An 18179-nucleotide genomic window follows, 5' to 3' on the forward strand; every position below is an offset into this window, starting at 1 on the left:
CAAAACCATACTGTCATAATCTTTAATATCACACTAAAAAAAATAGCCGCTACCTAGAATTTTTCTCATAAGCAACGGCTATTTATTAAGGTATAATTTATACAAAAGTACATTTTAAATAGTATACATTTTTATATCTAAATTACTATACTAAATATAAAAACTAAACTAAAACCCTTCTAGAAACTTTACTATTAGATGTATTTCCACCTATAGGATGACCTGAAGCTGGAACTGCTCTTTCTCTTCCCCAGTCTCTAATTGCTTCTATCTTTTCTGGACTTGTTTTAGATAATGGAACAACATTCTTCAGTGAATTTATTATTAATTCATCTGAATATTGTAAGCCATCATCTGCAATTAATCTATAAGCAACATCTCTAAGGGATGCTTCTAAATCTGCCCCTGTAAATCCTTCTGTAACATCTACAAGCTGTTTTATAGTACTTTCTGATAACTCAATATTAATATACTTTTTAACATATAAATTTATTATTTCTTTTCTCTCAACCTCTGAAGGTAAATCTACAAAAAATAACTCATCAAAACGACCTCTTCTTAATAATTCAGAAGGTAATTTTGATACATCATTTGCTGTAGCTACAACAAAAACTAGCTTTCTACATTCTTGCATCCAAAATAAAAATTGTCCTACCATTCTTGTTGTAACTCCTGAACTATCACTTCCAGATGTTCCAAGCCCCTTTTCAATTTCATCTATCCATAATACACAAGGTGAAAGATGTTCTGCTGTTTGAAAAGCATCCTTTAACTGTTGCTCACTTTGTCCTACATATTGTCCTTGAACAGTAGCAAAATCAAGTCTATATAAAGGTAAATTCCAAAAACTTGCTATTGCTTTTGCAGAAAGTGATTTACCACAGCCTGGAACACCAACTAAAAGTACACCTCTTGGTGGCTGTAATCCTCGCTTTCTTAATTCATCCCTTTTTTCTGGAGTCTGCAGTTTTTTCTTATTGTTAAGCCATTCTTTTAACCCACTTAAACCTCCTACATCCAAAATATTTTGAGATACTTCTATTTTCTCCAATCCTTCTATATTGGAAAATAATTTATTCTTAGCAAATTTTAATTCTGTTAAGTCACTTTTTTTAATTGATTTATTAGCAACTAATGATACTATTACATTCTGTGCTTCAACTTGAGTTACTCCTGTTAAAATTGTAGCTGCTTCTCTATAATCATTATTGTCCCATTCTATTGATATATCTCTCTTATAGGGCTCAATATTTTCTTTTATAATCTGAAGCATTTCTTCTTCATTAGGTAAATCTAATTCCAGTGACATACCTGCTCTTTGTAATTGTCCCCAAACTGGAGTTGTAGTTAATGCAATAATTACTCCTCCATTTTCTTCAGCCAAAGACACAACATCTTGAAGATATCTTGCTGTCATTGTATCACTTTCAATATCTGATACTTCTGTCAAAACAAAGGTTAAGTTTTGCTTAACTTTCATTTGTTCTGTAATAAAATCCAAGGCACCCATTAAAGATTTATCATCGTTTACTGTTCGCCCATCTGAAATATCATACATTCCTTTTGAAAGTGTATGTACATAAAATGGTAAACATAAATCTTCTGATACTGTTTTACAAACTTCTAATGCTCTACTTCTTTCAACAGTATCAAATGATATAAATGGTATTCTGGCTAATGAATACTGTCTAATCTTATGAATACACTCTTTAAAATACATCTTATTTAACCTCCAGATTATTAATTTTATTTTTTCTTACTATACTTGTTAGCATCCCTGTTCTATCTGTTCTACTTGTTTTTTCAAGAGATTCTTGCATTGAATCTGCTTGTTTTTTAATTATATCTACAAACTTTTTAACATCTTCTTCTGGTAAAATTGGAACCCTTGCAAATTCTATCAAAAATTTAAATTCTTTTCTTAACAGTAACAATGAATTGGTTAACATATTTAAATCGCCTTTATTAAAGTTCATAGCTCTTGTAAATTTATCACTTGCTTTTTTTAATCTTGCTTGAATAACCTCATTCATTTGTTTGGCGATTCTTCCTCCTACACCTGCACTCAATGTAAGAGTTCCATTTTTTATATCCTTTAATACTTCTTCATCGTAAGTCCCTTCTTTTGCTAAATCAAAGCATTTTACCCATTCAGCATATGTAGTTGGATTCTTCATATTTTCCTCCTTACTCTTTTCACAACAACTGCTGGTGGTGTTAAATCCCACTCTGGAAATACTGATGCAAAATCATTTATTGATTTTTCACTATTATTATTTCTTTCATCATTTTGAACTTTATTCTCTTTCATTGCATGTCTATTAATAGGTAAATTATTATTATTCATAGCTACTTGAATCCACCTTTCTATAATACTTGTCTTACTTTATGATTATTTTGTACATTAATATACTGCTCTGGTGATAATTCTTTTAAGAAATTTATAACTTTTTCACTTTCCTTATCTTTTTCAGAATATAATCTTCTATAATCAACTACTTCTGCTAAAAATCCATTTAATATTTCTTGAGATGATTGTCTAGTACTTTCCATATTATTAATTACTATATCTCTATTTCTTTCAATCAATTTTTTTTCAGATACTATTAACCATATACTTAATACTGCAGCTATTATAACTAGTGGTATTATTTGGCATATTATTCCTAAAAAGGCACTAGCCCCACCTATGCCACCTATTTTTTTTGCCTTATCATTTGGCCATTTTAACTTATTTAATTCTTCTTCTTTTATTTTATCTATATAGGCATTTAATGAATTACTAAGTTCTTCTGCATTTTCTCCATCTCTTGTTTTACCATTCCAGTTATCAATATCTATATCTATATCCATTGGAACTTCAGCTCTACTTTTTGCTGTTAAATCTTCATAAGAATCTAATATCCATTGTTTAGATAATGAAATTGCAAGTTTTTGAGTTGCAACTAAAGCTCCAGTTGATTCTGGCGCTAATGCAGTGTTTGTTAGATGTTGTGAAAAATCATCATATTTCTCATAGCCTTTAGATTCCAAATCAAATCTCTTATTTGCTCTATCTGTATCTCCATTTTCTTCAATTACTAATTTATTTTTCCTCAATTGAAGTCTAAGTGGCAATTCTTCAGTGTCATAATTTTCAACTAAATTATCTAGTATCCCATCTATTTTTGCAGATACTGATGCTAAGTTTTCTACTGGAGTATTAAATATATTACTAAAATGATTATAAATTTCATTATGGGTTTCCGCTATTTCTAATACATCTTTAAGCTTGTCCCACGTGGAACTATATTGTTTTAATATTGGAAACTCTTCTTCATTTACATCTACCTTTTTTACAAGAAAAGCATTTTGCCATTGCTGTCTTTGTTGATCAATGAAACCAGGTTTTGTAGATAGTTCATCAACCCACTGCTTAATTTTTGAAGAACATATTCCCTTTACATCTCCACCAAACAACCCACTTGCAAATGCATCTAAAACAACTATTATTCTACGTTCCATTTTTTCAGGATCTTGCATTGCAAAATATCTTTCTAACCATACTAATGACCCATCTAATCTTCCTGCTCTTCTACTTATTAAACAAAAAAGTAAAGATGTTTTTTCATCATCTCTTTTAATTGCTTCCTTAAGTGCTTTTTCTGCAAGCTCTTTATTATCACTTAACCATGCAGATAATGCTATTAAAGCTGGGGCCAACCAATATCTTGGTGTTGATAACATCATTTCTTCTGTGGCATTTTCTATAGTTTCTTTTTTAACTACACTAATATCTGCAGCCTGAAGTATACCTACTGTGTGTTTTCTTACTTTTTCATAGTTTCCATATTCTTTTTTTAGTTCCTGTTCCAGCATAACTACAGTTTGCTTTGCATCAGCCAAACTAGCTATTCTTTTTGATTCATTAACAAAAGCTCTAAACTCTTCAGTTAAAGCACTCAATTCTGATGATACTGTATTTACTTTACCATCTACATTATTTACTCTACCAGCTACAGCTTCTACATTGTTAGCTACCAAAGATATATTATTAGCTAATCCACTTAAATTTCTTTCTATGATACTTAAATCAGCGGTACTTATTACACGTTCTCCCATTTAATATTCTCCTCCTTTATTTAACCATACTAACACTTCCATCACGTTTTACAGCACATAAACAATCGGTATAAACTTCAATATATTCATAATTTCCGTGAAGTGCTAAACTCCTTGCTCTTTCAAATAAAGGTTCCATACTTTCAGAAGTTTTGTAATGATTTATAATATTACCAGTCATATCAAGTGTATGAACTTCATATGGCTCTCCTAAATAACACTTTGCTACTAATCCAACAAATAGATTAGCTTGTGGTATATCTTTAAATTCATTTTTTATTTCTTCTACACACTCATCAAATTGTTTTTTACATTGTTCACATCCACCAACGTCAAGTCTTTTTATTGCTTCCATATACTCATTTGATCTTTTATTTCTTAATCTTTTTTCTAATAAAGTTTTATCCATGCGAATTTTTGCATTTATATCTTCATTAATATTTAATCCCATTTTATTTTCTTGTCTTGTGTTCCCTGTAATTATTGGCCTTGGCATTTGTTTTCCCCCTTATTATTAATTAAATTAATTGCGTAACTAGAGTAATATAAAGTATACATATTCCTCAATTGTATTATAACTATATTTATAACATATTTTTCATTATACAACATTTTTAATGCTTTTTGTATTTTATTGTATTATTATAAATATAAATGTAAATACAAATATATTTTCACTTTATTAAATTAGTTTTCCTTAAAACTAAATTATTATCGATATCTGTACTTCAAAAGTAAAGTTTATATGGCACTTCTCTTTGTATTTCTTTAAATATATTTTCAAAAAAATAGCCGCTACCTAGAACTTTCTTCTAAGTAACGGCTTTATTTATTACTATTATAAAATATATCTTTTAAATTTATCTTTAAATCAAAAAACCATACTTATAACACTGTACGACTTATGATTTCATCTTGTACTTCTTTGCAAAGTTCAACAAAGAAAGCTGAATATCCTGCAACACGAACAATCAAATCTCTATACTTTTCTGGATGAATTTGAGCTTCTTTTAAGGTTTTGTTATCAATATAATTAAATTGCATTTGGGCATTCCCTAAAATAGATGCACTTCTAAGCAAACTAATTATTGAATCTCTACCTTCTTTATTTTCTAAAAAGCCACTAGATATTTTAAAGTTGTGAGCCATCCCAAGACTCATAGATTCTACATTAATTTTTGATACTGATTTAATTATAGATGTTGGGCCTTTTTTGTCAGCACCTTGTGAAGGACTCATTGAATCTGAAAGTGGTGCAGCTTTATAACGGCCATCTGGTGTTGCTTTAACCATTTCCCCCAGTGGAGTATTAAAAGATTGTGAAAGCGTACCATGTATTTGTCTTGCATATAATGAAGGCTCACTATTAATCTTTCTTTCTGTATAATCTACAATATTCTTTGCAATTAAATCTACATAATCACAATCATTTCCGTATTTAGGAGCTCTTATAACATCACTATGTATTTCTTCATATCCCTCAAAATTAGCATCCATAGCTTTTTTAAATTCATCTAGAGTATATTTCTTTTCATCATAAACAAGCTTTTTTATAGCTGCCATGCTATCTGTATATGTACCTAATCCAGCAAATATTGTTCCTGGCCCCTCATATAAAACAGCTCCACCTTCCATTACGTCTTTTCCTTTTTCCATGCATCCATCAACAAATAAGGACATGTATGGGCTTGGAGCCATATCTCTTACAATTTCTTGTACAATAACAGTACCTTTTCCATTCATCTCTAAAAGATAATCAAGTTGAGTTTTTACAGCTTTATCAAATTTATCATAAGTAGTTAGATGACTTAAATCTCCTGTATCTACTCCCTGTATATTATCAAATCCTTCAATCATACCACGATTAAATACCATTTCTATTGTAATTGGCCACTGTGTAAATCCTCCAGCAGTCCATTGATGAATACGTCCAGATTTTTGTGGCTCAACACAGCCCATAAGACAATAATCGCGAGCATCTTCAAAGCTGAACCCTTTTCTAAGCATCATTTTTATATGGGCATCATCAAAATGACAGGCAGGCATACCAACTCCTGCTTTAATTACATCTACAATTTTTTCTAAATATTTTTGAGGTGATTGGTTATGAATACGACAAGCAAGAGATGGTTGATACATCTTTACTTTGCTTACAACATCCATAATTAAATAAGTTAATTCATTAGTAGCATCTCCTCCATGACGTTTTTGTCCTCCAACACACATATTAATAAAAGGCATATACCCTGCAAAATATTTGGCAGTTGCTCCTGGTGTGTACCATATCATTTCTGAACATTTTATAATGAAGCATGCCATAAGTTCAAAGGCTTCCTTTTGATTTAACCTTCCTGATTTAATATCTTCCTTATAATACTCATATACATATTGATCTATACGTCCAAGAGAAGTACTACATTGATTTTCTTCCATTAAAAATAGTGACTGAATTGTCCAAATAGATTGTAGCGCTTCATAAAAGCTCTTTGGCGGATTAGCTGGAACCCTTTCATTAACTTCTGCAATTTTTTCTAATTCTAATTTACGCTGAGGATCAGTTTCTTCTTTTGAAAGCTCTTTTGCATAGGAAGAAATCCTTGAAGAATAGATAAGAATCCCTTCGCATGTTTCTATTGCCCCTTTATAATAGGAAATCTTATCTTTATCTTTAATATTATCAGAACATAAATTAGCTAGTTTAGCCTCTGCTTCAGCTTTAACTCCTAAAATACCCTTTTTAAACAAAATAATGTCATATCCAGGACTAGTATCTCCTCCACCACTTGTCATATGATAAGTCAAATCACTTATACAGGCTTCAGCACCAAATTCCCATAGTCCCTTTTCTTTAAAAACCTTTTCACACTGTTCAGCAACAGATTTACCCTTCCAAAATGGAAACAATTCTTCTTTCATGATTTTTTTATCTTTTTCGCTAATGAAATATGGATCCTGTGCTCTAGTACTAATAGTATCTATTTCATCTTTAACCCATTCCCAAGCTGTATCTGGAGAAAATGCACCAGCACGAGGCTTTCCACAGGGATGTCCCACTATAAGTTCATTCTTTTGTATAAGCATAGGCGCAGTTTCACAAGCTCTTTTAAATCCTCTCCCTCTCCTAATATTAACTGGCAGTCCAGGATATTTTTTTGCGATTTCAGTGTAGGCTAACGCACGTCCAATTGTAATACTGGGCTTAACTTTTAGATAAGATTTTTTTAATGATTGAATACGCTTTGATAAAAATTCATTTTTTTCTTTCATATAAATAGCACCCCTATCAATCTTTATTTAAAACTTCATTTTTAACTAATACATAGAAAAATTAACCTACTAAATTAATATATTAATAAATAAATCAGCACAACATTCAATATATCAATAAAAATCCAATGCATTAATTTAAAATACTGATCAAAAAATTAACACATTAATTCAATATATCAATTGAAAAACCTAATACATTAATCTAATATACCAATCAATCGATCGCCCTATTGATTTACTATACTAATTATAAGGGGTACTCCATAGGTAAAAGTCAATATAAAACCAGTATAAATACACACTAATATTAATTTTTATTTCAATGTAAATAGATTAATAATCTTACTATTATATATAAATTAAAGGATTTATTTTAGAAATTATAGTATTTAAAGACAAACTAAGGATTAATCAAAACTCTGCTATTTTGCATTTCTCTAAATTTCATATAAAATTTAAAATATCAATTTAAATTCATAGATTTTATTAATTGGTGTTACGCCTATAATCCTTTTTAAAACATTACCCTAAGGTCATAGAAATAATAAAATATATTCAATTTTATATAATATATAAAGCCGCTACCTAGACTCTTTCTAAGCAACGGCTATTTATATCATTAAAATTTTATTTAAACCCTAAATTCCAATTGTTCTACTGATTTCAAATCAATATGCTTTAATTTAAGCAAGTTCAATCTTTAATCCTATTTTCCTCTTTAGTGTTCATTTTGAACCGGTTGACCGGTGTGAACCTCTAATCCTCCTGAAACAGTTAAATTCATTCCATTACAAGAAGTAGATTCGTCACTAGCTAAAAAATACATTGCTTTAGCCACTTCATCTGGTGTACATATACGTTTTAGTGGGTTTGCTTTATTAAACATGTCTATCACATCTTCTGGATTAGACAAAAACATTGGTGTAGCGCAAGCACTAGGACATACATTATTTACTCTAATATTATATTTTCCATAGTCTAAAGCCATCGAACGAACTAAATTTACCACGGCACCTTTAGCTGCATTATAGGCTGCCATATCATAGTCCCCTTCCATTCCTGAAACAGAGCCTGTATTTACTATAGTTCCTCCACCATTTTTAATCATATCAGGAATAAAGTATTTCCCAGTTAAAAAGATTGATTTTACATCTACATCAAAAATTAAATCTAATTTATCTTCCTCTACTTCATGGAGTTTTCCAGCTGTAAAAATACCTGCATTATTAATTATTGAATGGATTTTTATATTGTTTTCTACTGTAAAATCGTGTAAAGCCTTAACATCTAGACTTTTAGCTACATTAGAAGATTTAAACCATACATTTTCATATTTTTCTTTAAGATTATTTTTAATTTCAATACCTTTATCCTCATTTAAATCTGTCATTAAAACTCCCCAGCCTCTTTTTAAAAAGAGTTTAGTAGCAGATAACCCCATTCCAGAACAAGCTCCTGTAATTAATACATTTTTCATTTATATCACTCCTTTTTTTATAATCCATATCCAACTTTAAAACCATCTAATACGCCATCTAAAGCTCTTCCTGCTTTTTTGGCATCTCCAATTATTTTAATATCTATACCTTCATTTTCTAACTTTCTAGCTAACTTATTGTCTGAACTAGAACCAATAGCTATTACTACAGAGTCACATTCTAAAGTAATTTCTCTTCCATCTTTTTCTATGATAACTGAATCAGAAGTAATCTTTTTAACCTTAGATGATGTATAAATTTCAGCATTGTTTTCTTTTAAGTTTTTCATAATATAACGTCTAGGACCTTCTTCTAATCCGCCTATAATCTCATCTAGCATCTCTACAATAGCTACTTTGTGCCATTCTAATGCTAAAAACTCACAAGTTTCAGCACCTACTAATCCTCCACCGATAACTACACATCTATCACCTACAAGCTTAATTCCTGTTAAAACGTCATTTGCTTGTACCACATTTTCTCCTTCTATGCCTTCAATATTTGGAGTAATAGGATTTGCTCCTGTAGCTACAATTACCTCATCATAGTTCCCTTTTTTCACCATATCTACTGTAACTTCTGTTTCTAAATTAACATCTACATTAAGCATTTCTAATTGTTTCTTTTGCCATAAAGTAAATGAATTTAATTCTTCTTTATTAGGAGGAATAGCAGCTATTAACCATTGTCCACCTATTTTATTACTCTTTTCAAATAAATGTACTTCATGTCCTGCACGAGCAGATGAAATTGCAGCTTCATTTCCTGCTGGACCTGCTCCAATTACCATTACCTTTTTAGGATTATCAGTCTTTTTATCATATGCATATTCTTTTCCAGTCAAAGGATTTACTAAACAAGATATATTCTTTCCTTGAACTTGTCTACCAATGCATCCTTGCATACAACCAATGCATTTATTTATTTCATCAAAACGTCCTTCTTTCACTTTTTCTGGGAAATGAGGATCTGCTATAGATTGACGTCCTAATGCTATAAAGTCAGCTTTGTTTTCGTCTAATACATCTTCCATAAGAAAAGGATTAGTAAATCTATTTACCACAATAACTGGAACTGAAATTTTCTTTTTTAATTCAGCTGTATATTTAGCTAACCATCCTTCTTTAACAGCTGCTGGAGCCGCTATCATATAACGTGTAGCATAAACTCCAACTGTAATATCAACACAATCTACTCCAGCATTTTCAGCCATTTTTGCTATTATCTTGGTATCATCTATATTTAATCCGCCTTCTACAAGTTCTTCTGCTCCAAGTCTAATTAATATTGGATAATCTTTACCTACTGCCCCTCTAACTTTTTCAATAATTTCTTTACAAAATCTAAATCTATTTATAAATGAACCACCATACATATCAGTTCTTTTATTAGAAAATGGTGATAAAAATTGATTTATTAAATATCCGTGAGCTCCGTGAATTTCTACTGCATCAAATCCAGCCTTTTTACCTAAAAGAGCTGCATTTACAAAATCATCTTCTATTTTTAAGATCTCTTTTACAGTTAATTCTTTAGGAATTTCAGGCATTGTAGGATCTTTAATTGGAGATGGAGCAACTGGTTTTAACCCTGTAATTTCGCTTGTAGTTTGTCTCCCTGCATGATATATTTGCAAACAAATTTTAGAGCCCTGTTTATGTATTCTATCTACTAACTCTTTATGAGAATTCATATGCTTTTCATTCCACATACGACCCATTATTTTAAAACCACCAGCATTTTGATTAATAGAATAATTTTCAGTAATTATTAGTCCAAATTCACCTTTTGCTTTTTCTTCATAATAACGTATGAATCGTTCTGTAGCTGTACCATCTTCATTGGTAAACATAGATACCATCGGTGGAACTACAAATCTGTTTTTTAATTCCATAGTTCCAATTTTCCCTGAGCTAAATAATTTATTAAACATAAAATCCCCCTCAACTATTGAAAAATCTAAGTTATTGTGTTATGTTCTATAATGTAGAACGTGTTCTTACTTTGTAATGCAACTACATAATAATATAATAGTAAATATGTGTCAATTAATATTTATAAATCCAAGGATAAATTAATGGAGGTTTTGTTTATGGAAAAAAAGTATATTCAATCAATAGTTAGAGCTTGTGACATATTAGACTACATCTCTAAAAATGAAAAAGTTAGACTAAATGAACTAACTAAAGAATTCAAATTAGCCAAAACTACTATATTCGGAATTTTAAGCACACTAGAATATAAAGATATGGTTTATAAAGACGAAAATTCTAACTATTATTTAGGAATAAAAAATTATACTTATGGAAAAATCTACGAAAGAAACTTTGACTTAAAGGAAATAATCCATCCTTTTTTAGAAAAGTTAGCAAAAAAATATAACGAAACTGTTCATATGGCTATGGAAGAAAATGAGCAAGTATTATATGTTGACAGAGTTAAGTCCTCTCATGCTGTCCGTCTAGCGTCTAATATTGGAGGATATGATTCATTATATTGCTCCGCTATAGGAAAACTTATACTTGCTTATAAATCCCAATGCCAAATTGATGACTATATTAACAAAACAGATTTTAAAAAAAGAGCTCCAAATACTATAACTGAAGCTTTAAAATTAAAAGCTGAACTTGAAAATATTAAATCCAAAGGACTTTCAATTGATAACGAAGAATTAGAACAGGGCTTAATTTGTGTAGCAGCTCCTATTTTTACTAACTCTAAATTCACTGCTGCCATCTCTATAAGTGGCCCTACTAATAGAATTGATAAAGAAATGTTTTCTAATATGACTGAAGACATCAACAAAATTGGTAAAAACATTTCAGAATTATTATAAAATATAGTTTAAACCATCTTTTTTTAGTTAAAACTAAAAAACCACTGAAGCTTTGAACAGACCCCTGTATACTTTGGAAGTACCATATCACAAATCAACAGAGAACTGTTCACTTTAAACCTCAGTGGTTTTACTACTTATTTTTACTATTTATTATATTGATTTTCTTATAGAATATATCTATTTATAAATCAATTTAAGTCCAATTCAAAAATAATTTTTTTATAATATATATTAGAATACAATTTACACACTATTAATTGTATTAATAAAAGAATAAGGGAAGTAATAATAGCACCTATAATACCTATACTTCCATATGTCTTTGGATTAAAGATATAACAAATATATAAACTATTTATTACTACTGCGTATACAAGAGGTACAACATAAATCATTAATATTTTTTGAAATACCATTTTTTTAATTTCAATTTTTTCTATTCCAATTCTATGTAAACTAAAACATTTCTTTTTTTCATCCTCATATTCCATTTGTAACTTAAAATGAATAGTTATTATAGTAGAACAATATAAAAAAATACAGACATATATAAGAAGAAAATTCAGGAAATTAGAGCTTTTTAAAGCTGTATCATATGCCTTTATTCTTGAACTTGTTTTAAAAAATCTATCTGATTTTCTAATATTATTGCTCTTGTATAATTTTTTTGATATATCATTTACTATAGTATTAGAATCTCGCCAATTACTGAAATTATATAAATGTAACTTTCCTTTTAAAAAATAATCAATACCCTTTAATCTAATCCACTTATAGTCTTCTTTATTAACCAAAACTATATTTGATGATACAGCATTTATTTGACCTAATAAAGGATCAACAACTGTTTTTTGTATAGCAAATTTTTTTGTCCCCTCTTTAGATTTAATTCTAATACTACTTGGATTTGAATTAATATCTTCATGTTCATAACCATCATTTCTATCATAGGGATGCAGATATATGTATGACTTAGATTGAACTTTATAATTTCTTTTTAAAACTCTATTTACATCATCTACAGAAAATATTGTAAAAACTTTATTTCTTACAAATTTAACAGTTTCTTTTTTAGTAATACTATTATTATATTTACGAGCAATACTTACAATTTCATTCTCTGGCAAAGGTTTAAAATCATCTTTTATTTCAGCATATACCATATGAAAGGGATGGTATGTAATAGAATTATTAATGCTATTAGAATAGCCAACTATACTAAGCTCAATAAAAAATAAAAGCACAAAAAATATCCAAGTATTAGCAAAAAATATCTTTTTATTTTTACCATAATAATATTTTATATCTGAAAATAGAAATATTCTTTTTATGTATTTCTTATAATTTTTATTTTGAAAATATTCAATTAACACTTCTCCATTAAAAAATATTAAAAGTGAACCTATTATACAAAAAAGTAAACTTGGCAAACGTATATTCTTATTCCTAGAATAAAAAATAACCATCACAACAAAAGATAAAATTGTAATAACTATTCCAATCCAACTTAATATGATACTGTTATGGCTTCCTCTTTCAGCTTTTTCACTAGATTTTATCTTATCATATATAGTCCTTTTAATCATAATACAAAAATTCACAATGAATGAAATAAGAAATATTGATACTACATATATAGTTGTTACCCCGTATGATAAAAAATTAATAGTAACATTAATACTGTTAATTCCTATAACATTATGAATAAAAGCTAAAAAGAATATTGACAAAACTGTTCCTAGTATTAATCCACTTATTAAAGACACTATGTATAATACTAAATTTTCTATTAAAACACTTTTTTTAACCTCATTTTCTGTCATTCCAAGGGATAATAAAATCCCATAATATCTTTCTCTAGATTTCATAAAAACACTTTGTGAATAAGGAATAAATATTATCATAAAGGCTACCTGAAAAAAAATTGGAGCATAAATATTACCAGATATCATTGGATCAACAATTGAAGGATTCATGAATTCTTTATCCAAAGATATTGATATGAAACTGTACAAAACAGCAATTGAAGCTAAATTACATAAAATAAACAATCTATATTTTTTTACATTTGCTTTAAACATTTTAAATGCAATTTCACTAAATGACATTCTAACCCTCATATGATTTATTATATAATCATACTTTTCCTTTCTAAAATAAACCCTTATCTCTATTATTTAGGATTCCTATTTTTTAGTCTATATGTATTTCTTTTTATAATTTTTAAATGCTTTACGTTGTTATCCTATTCAATATCATTAAAACCTTCCAATTCCTTCATTATGCAATTAAAAAATTCACTCTTATTACCTTGTTTTATAATTTCTTTAATAATTAAACCATCTTTTAGAAATACAACTCTATCACAATAACTAGCAGAAAATGGATCATGTGTCACCATAAGTATACTTGCATTATGCTTTTTATAGAGTAAATCAAAATATGATAAAACTTTTTTAGAAGATTTAGAATCAAGATTTCCTGTTGGTTCATCTGCAAATATTATCTTAGGACTATTTATAATAGCACGACATATAGCTACTCTTTGTTGTTGTCCACCAGAAATTTCATATGGGTACTTTTCAAGTATTTCACCTATATCAAACATATTAGAAATTTTATCAACAATATTTCCATCCATAAGTTCATATTTTTTATCTAAAATCAAAGGAACCAGAATATTCTCCTCTACCGTTAAACTACTAAGTAAATTAAAATCTTGAAATACCATCCCTAAATTTTTTCTCCTAAATAATGATAATTCATTCTTTTTCATTTCACATATATTGTTATTAGATATATGTATTTCTCCCGCATCACATTTATCTATACCAGATGCTACATTCAACAATGTGGTTTTTCCACTGCCTGAACTCCCCATAATGCCTACAAACTCATTATCTTTCAACTCTAAATTTATATCTTTTAACACTATTGTATTAATTTTTTTATTAGTACTGTATTTTTTACATACATTTTTCATATTTAATATGCTCATAAAAATTAACCCTTTACCCTATTGAATTTGTTCTGCCTATGTTTATCAAGAAATTAATAACTTATTTGTAATATAATACTACATATTTAAAATGTCAAATTAAATATTTTTCCTAACCTATACTCTATAAATCTTATAATAATAAATTCTCATGATACAAATTTATATAATTCTGTTATTAGTTAAATTCACTCTCTTTTAATCTAACAACTTTATTAAAAAAATTTATAATTACCTAAATAACAAAACCGCTACCTAGAACATATTCTAAGTAACGGTTATATAAAATTATATAAGTATATCCCTTTCAATCACCAATACTATCTTACACTATTTATAACACTGGATAGGATTTTTCATAGTTTCTTTTTCCATATTTCATCTTGTGTTGTCTTAAAATTTCATCCATTACCGCTGGATTTCCTTTCATTTTTTTTACCAAATCTTCATCAACACCTTGCGAAAAAGGGCAAGAACTCATACAAACACCGCAATCATTTTTAACTTTCATCCACATAGTCATGCATTTAGCTTCATCATGTTTCCAATAAATACCCTCTTTAGTTTTAGTAGCTTCTCCACTACAAATAGCTTTACTTGGGCAGTTATTCGCACAAATACCACATCTTTCACAAAATTCATTCAACCCAAAATCCACAGGTCCATCTTCAATAAGTGGCATGTTAGTCCAAACTGCAGCCAATTTCATTCTATTACCGTATTTAGGATTAACCATCATATTACTTCTTCCTAATTGTCCAATTCCAGCTTCTAATGATAATTGAGTTATTGGTGAATAATACTTCAAATAGTTATCTGGCAAAGCATGGTAACCTAATGATTTTAAATAAGACGTTAACTGTGCACTTACCATTGTTGATTTAGCGTATGTTTGTGTAGATGCTATGGCTCCTTGAAATTTAGGAGCATTATTGAGCAAATTAAGATTCATAGCGCATCCTACAACAATTGCATATTTGTAATCATCTCTTATTTCTGAATCATTACCATTTGAAAGTCCCATCATAGTTCCTCTGTGAGAGTAAGAAGAATCCTTTGTTATCTTTGCTATACCAACAACATCAGCACCGTATTGAAGCGCAACATCTTTTAACAGAGCACTTGAAACTAAAGGTTTTAACTCTATTTTTTCTTTAGATACCTTTTGTTTTATAGCCTCTTTATTGGCCTTACTTGAATCTTTAAACAATGGAATATTAATTTTAGAAGTAGCCTTATCTATAGAATTTGTTTTTTTCATTCCAAATTCCATTTTTTCCATACTCATTGGATTTAGCCCAATCTTAGAAGAAATTTTCATTAATTTAATCATTACCTTCATTTTCTTTTTGGCTTTTTCAAAATCTGAAGCAATTCCCATATTTAAAATCATTTCTTTTCTCAATTTCTCATCTACTTCTTTATACTCTGGAAATTCATTGTAAAATTCATTATACTCTTTAGTACCTTCTATTAACCATAAACGTGAAAATAAAGTTTTTCTTTCATCAAATGCTACCAAACCATCACCCTTTTTTAACAATTTTTGCTATAATCCCATTTTAAAATTCAAAAATAAAAGTTACTTAATTACTTTAAACCGCCCTACTGATCTTAATTATCAAAAATACATTTTTCTATTATATGAAGTTCTTTATTTTACACAACGCCTTCACTTAATTCGTAGTATTTTCCTTTTTGTTCTATTAGTTCTTCATGGTTTCCACCTTCAATAATTCGGCCATTTTCTAATACAACTATCAAATCACTATTTCTAATAGTTGATAAACGGTGAGCAATAACAAAGGTAGTTCTATTTTTCATTAATTCATCCATTCCCTTTTGTACCAATACTTCTGTATGTGTATCAATACTTGATGTAGCTTCATCCAAAATTAAGGCTGGTGGATCTGCAACTGCAGCTCTTGCTATTGCTAGTAACTGTCTTTGTCCTTGTGACAAATTAGCACCATCTCCTGTAAGAACTGTGTCATAGCCTTTAGGAAGTCTTGAAATAAAACTATCTGCATTGGCAAGTTTAGCAGCAGTAATGCATTCATCATCTGTTGCATCTAATCTACCAAATCTTATATTATCCATAATTGTTCCTGTAAATAAATGTGTCTCTTGTAGTACTAATCCTAAACTTCTACGTAAATCCGATTTTTTTATCTTATTTATATTAATACCATCATAACGAAGCTTTCCTTCTTGAATATCATAAAAGCGATTCACAAGGTTTGTAATTGTAGTTTTACCTGCACCAGTGCTTCCAACAAAAGCAATCTTTTGACCTGGAGCTGCATAGAGATTAATATCATGTAAAACCATCTTATCGTCTGTATAACCAAAATTAATACTTTCTAGTTCAATTTCTCCTTTAAGCTCTTCATATGTTGTTATGTCATCTTTTTTATGATAATGCTTCCAAGCCCACATTTTAGTATTTTCATCTGTCTCATAAATATTTCCTAAATCATCTTTTTTAATTTTAACTAAAGTAACATAACCATCATCAACTTCTGGCCTTTCCTCTAATAACTTAAAGATTCTTTCAACTCCAGCAGCTGCCATAACAACAGAGTTAACTTGGTTACTAACTTGGCTAATAGGCTGGTTAAAACTTTTATTTAAAGATAAGAAAGCCACAAGAGCACCTAATGTTAAGCCTGCATATCCATTTATGGCAAGAATTCCACCTAATATAGCGCATAATATATAACTTACATTTCCAAGTTGACCACTAATAGGCATTAGTATATTGGCATATTTATTTGCATTATCCGCACTTTCTCTTAACTCACCATTTAATTTTCTAAAGGCCTTTAAATTTTCCTCTTCATGGTTAAACACTTTTATTACCTTTTGTCCACTAACCATTTCTTCTATATATCCATTAACTGTACCTAGGTCGTCTTGTTGTTTTTTAAAGCTTTTAGATGATGCTTTAATAATTCTTGAAGCAAATAAAAACATAACAAAAACCATAGCTAAAGATAAGATAGTAAGTGGTATATCTAAAACAATCATACTTATAAATACACTAACAATAGTAATAAGACTATTCATAAGCTGTGGTAAACTTTGTCCTAAGAACTGTCTTAATGTATCAATATCATTAGTATATACGGACATAATATCACCATGAGAATGTGTATCAAAGTACTTAATAGGAAGTGACTCCATGTGATTAAATACCCTAATTCTTAATTTTTTCATAGTGCCTTGCCCTACTGTTACCATTAATCTATTATATACATAACTACAAATTACACCAACCAAATAAATTGCTGCCATTTCCATTAAAGCTTTTATCAAAGGTCCAAAATCAGCATTGGCCATTTTAGTCATAGGAACAATGTAATCATCAATCAACCTTTGTAAAAAAGTCATTCCAATAACTGTTGCAATTGCAGAACCTAAAATTCCTATTATTACAACAATTAGATGAAATTTATAATCCTTAATTAGCATTTTCATTAGTTTTTTCATG

13 protein-coding genes are annotated in these 18179 nt (G+C 29.1%); 1 reads left to right on the plus strand and 12 read right to left on the minus strand.

Annotation, left to right across the window (positions count from 1 at the left end; genetic code table 11):
* Positions 1-163 precede the first annotated feature (163 nt).
* The 8 genes from ABDZ71_RS12195 to ABDZ71_RS12230 all read right to left on the minus strand — a co-directional run bounded on the left by ABDZ71_RS12195 (position 164) and on the right by ABDZ71_RS12230 (position 10782).
* Positions 164-1720, minus strand: coding sequence for an AAA family ATPase (locus tag ABDZ71_RS12195; protein ID WP_343761926.1), 1557 nt, complete (start codon positions 1718-1720; stop codon positions 164-166).
* Between the two features lies 1 nt (position 1721).
* A complete protein-coding gene (locus tag ABDZ71_RS12200) occupies positions 1722-2177 on the minus strand; it encodes a hypothetical protein (protein ID WP_343761927.1) in 456 nt (151 codons plus the stop codon).
* Entirely contained in the window at positions 2174-2347 is a 174-nt protein-coding gene (locus ABDZ71_RS12205) for a hypothetical protein (RefSeq protein ID WP_343761928.1), read from the minus strand. The genes ABDZ71_RS12200 and ABDZ71_RS12205 overlap by 4 nt, the downstream gene beginning before the upstream one ends.
* Before the next feature lie 20 nt (positions 2348-2367).
* The gene (locus ABDZ71_RS12210) at positions 2368-4101 is read right to left on the minus strand and encodes a hypothetical protein (RefSeq protein ID WP_343761929.1); all 1734 of its coding nucleotides are present in this window, start codon (positions 4099-4101) and stop codon (positions 2368-2370) included.
* Between the two features lie 16 nt (positions 4102-4117).
* Positions 4118-4597 carry a hypothetical protein gene (locus ABDZ71_RS12215; RefSeq protein WP_343761930.1) on the minus strand — a complete coding sequence of 160 codons (480 nt, stop codon included), beginning with the start codon at positions 4595-4597 and terminating at the stop codon, positions 4118-4120.
* A gap of 389 nt (positions 4598-4986) precedes the next feature.
* A complete protein-coding gene (gene cutC / locus ABDZ71_RS12220; protein ID WP_343761931.1) occupies positions 4987-7368 on the minus strand; it encodes a choline trimethylamine-lyase in 2382 nt (793 codons plus the stop codon).
* A 721-nt stretch (positions 7369-8089) separates the two neighbouring features.
* Positions 8090-8848, minus strand: a complete 759-nt coding sequence (locus ABDZ71_RS12225) for an SDR family NAD(P)-dependent oxidoreductase (RefSeq protein WP_343761932.1) — start codon at positions 8846-8848, stop codon at positions 8090-8092.
* A gap of 17 nt (positions 8849-8865) precedes the next feature.
* Complete coding sequence (locus ABDZ71_RS12230; protein ID WP_343761933.1) at positions 8866-10782, minus strand: oxidoreductase; 1917 nt, start codon at positions 10780-10782, stop codon at positions 8866-8868.
* Positions 10783-10941: 159 nt separating this feature from the next.
* Between ABDZ71_RS12230 and ABDZ71_RS12235 the strand changes: the two genes are divergently transcribed.
* Positions 10942-11685, plus strand: coding sequence for an IclR family transcriptional regulator (locus tag ABDZ71_RS12235; protein WP_343761934.1), 744 nt, complete (start codon positions 10942-10944; stop codon positions 11683-11685).
* 191 nt (positions 11686-11876) lie between these two features.
* Here ABDZ71_RS12235 and ABDZ71_RS12240 read toward each other — a convergent pair whose 3' ends face one another.
* The 4 genes from ABDZ71_RS12240 to ABDZ71_RS12255 all read right to left on the minus strand — a co-directional run bounded on the left by ABDZ71_RS12240 (position 11877) and on the right by ABDZ71_RS12255 (position 18178).
* Positions 11877-13796 carry an ABC transporter permease gene (locus tag ABDZ71_RS12240; RefSeq protein WP_343761935.1) on the minus strand — a complete coding sequence of 640 codons (1920 nt, stop codon included), beginning with the start codon at positions 13794-13796 and terminating at the stop codon, positions 11877-11879.
* Positions 13797-13933: 137 nt separating this feature from the next.
* Positions 13934-14686, minus strand: coding sequence for an ABC transporter ATP-binding protein (locus ABDZ71_RS12245; protein ID WP_343761936.1), 753 nt, complete (start codon positions 14684-14686; stop codon positions 13934-13936).
* Positions 14687-15020: 334 nt separating this feature from the next.
* Positions 15021-16208, minus strand: a complete 1188-nt coding sequence (locus ABDZ71_RS12250; protein ID WP_343761937.1) for a 4Fe-4S dicluster domain-containing protein — start codon at positions 16206-16208, stop codon at positions 15021-15023.
* 137 nt (positions 16209-16345) lie between these two features.
* Positions 16346-18178: an ABC transporter ATP-binding protein gene (locus ABDZ71_RS12255; RefSeq protein WP_343761938.1), complete on the minus strand. Its 1833-nt coding sequence runs from the start codon at positions 18176-18178 to the stop codon at positions 16346-16348.
* Between the last annotated feature and the right edge of the window lies 1 nt (position 18179).

The sequence above is a fragment of the Clostridium oceanicum genome, assembly GCF_039521385.1.
GTDB lineage: Bacteria > Bacillota > Clostridia > Clostridiales > Clostridiaceae > Clostridium_F > Clostridium_F oceanicum.